Source organism: Streptomyces sp. GC420, assembly GCF_009916105.1.
In the GTDB taxonomy this organism is placed as follows: Bacteria; Actinomycetota; Actinomycetes; order Streptomycetales; family Streptomycetaceae; genus Streptomyces.
On sequence record NZ_JAAAXQ010000746.1, the window covers coordinates 1 to 1375 of the forward strand.

Sequence of the window (1375 nt, forward strand, 5' to 3'; positions counted from 1 at the left end):
GGGCGGGGCGGCCGGTCCTCCGGCGGCGGGGCGTCCGCCCCAGGCCTCGCGGGGCGAGGCGGCACGGCCGGGCGCGAAGGCCTGGGCGGCGGGGCCCTGGGACTCGCTGGAGGCGAGCGTGCGGCTGCGCACGCGGTACAGCCCGGTGTCGAGGTCCTCGGCCTTCTCCAGGTGGACCTTGATCGGGCCCATGAACGTGTAGCGCTGCTGCTTGGCGTAGTCGCGGACCATGCCGGACAGCTCGTCGCCGAGCTGGCCCGAGTAGGGGCTCAGACGCTCGTAGTCGCCCGTGCTCAGTTCGACGATGAAGTCGTTGGGCACGACCGTGCGGTCGCGGTTCCAGATCTGAGCGTTGTTGTCGCACTCGCGCTGGAGGGCGCCGGCGATCTCTACGGGCTGGACCTCCGACTTGAAGACTTTGGCGAAGGTGCCGTTGACCAGACCTTCAAGTCGCTGCTCGAAGCGCTTCAGCACTCCCATGGGGCACCTCCTCCGTCGCTGCTGTGCTCGTCGTCGTCCTGGTACTGCTTACTGATCGTATCCACGCGTCGGGAAATCGGCTGGTTCCCCTTGTCTGCCCAGTGGATGGGTGTTGCCCCTCACACGAATCGTTCGTACGGATCGTAGAGGCCCCCTCAAGTCAGTGTCCCGCAACCGGCGCGCTGTCCGGTCCCCGCGGGGTTCCGGTCCTGTCCCGGTTCGGCTCCCGCTGCCGTTCCGCTCAAGTGCGTGCCCGCGAATAGGGATGTGAACGCACCCTTCCCACCGTGCTAATCTTCTGCATGTCGGAAGGCGCCGCACCGCAGGGGGCGGAGCCCGAGGGCAGCACCCATGCGCGGGTGGCGGAATAGGCAGACGCGCTGGATTCAGGTTCCAGTGCCCGAAAGGGCGTGGGGGTTCAACTCCCCCCTCGCGCACAGACCGAGAGCCCCGCAGATCTTCGGATCTGCGGGGCTCTCGCACGTCCCGGGGCCGGTCCGGTGCCTTCCTCGTGCGCGCCCGCGTGATGTCGCGATGTGACGAAGACGGATGTGACGAAGACAACTGTGGGGTGAGGGCGGGCGGCCTGCCGGATACGACCTTCGTCGCGCGTGCCTGAGACGAAAGGCGCACGCGCGGGTGCGCGGGCGGTCCCTAGGGTCGGTGCGTGGATGCGATTCGGGTGAGCCGCGAGGCCTGGCGGCGGTCACGGGAGGTGCTGGCGCGGCCCGCGCTGTGGTCACCGCGCAGGATCGCGGGCGAGGCGGTTCCGGCGCTCGTGCCGACCGTGCTGGCGGCCGGGATCGAGCAGCTGTCGGGCGCCTCGGCGCCTCGGCTGGTGCTGGTGGTGTCCGCGGTCGCCGCGCTGTCGCTGCTGCGGGGGGCGCTGCCGGCC

1 protein-coding gene, 1 tRNA gene and 1 pseudogene are annotated in these 1375 nt (G+C 70.2%); 2 read left to right on the forward strand and 1 reads right to left on the reverse strand.

Annotated elements, in window-relative coordinates; genetic code table 11:
* Nucleotides 1-480, reverse strand: a 480-nt coding sequence (locus tag GUY61_RS38325) for a DUF3662 domain-containing protein (protein WP_243767043.1), incomplete at its 3' end; no start/stop codon positions are given.
* A gap of 353 nt (nt 481-833) precedes the next feature.
* Here GUY61_RS38325 and GUY61_RS38330 point away from each other — a divergent pair.
* Together GUY61_RS38330 and GUY61_RS38335 are read left to right on the forward strand one after the other, a co-directional pair.
* Nucleotides 834-917: transfer RNA gene (locus GUY61_RS38330), tRNA-Leu, on the forward strand.
* A 230-nt stretch (nt 918-1147) separates the two neighbouring features.
* A pseudogene (locus tag GUY61_RS38335) lies at nt 1148-1375 on the forward strand (sensor histidine kinase); the annotation flags it as partial.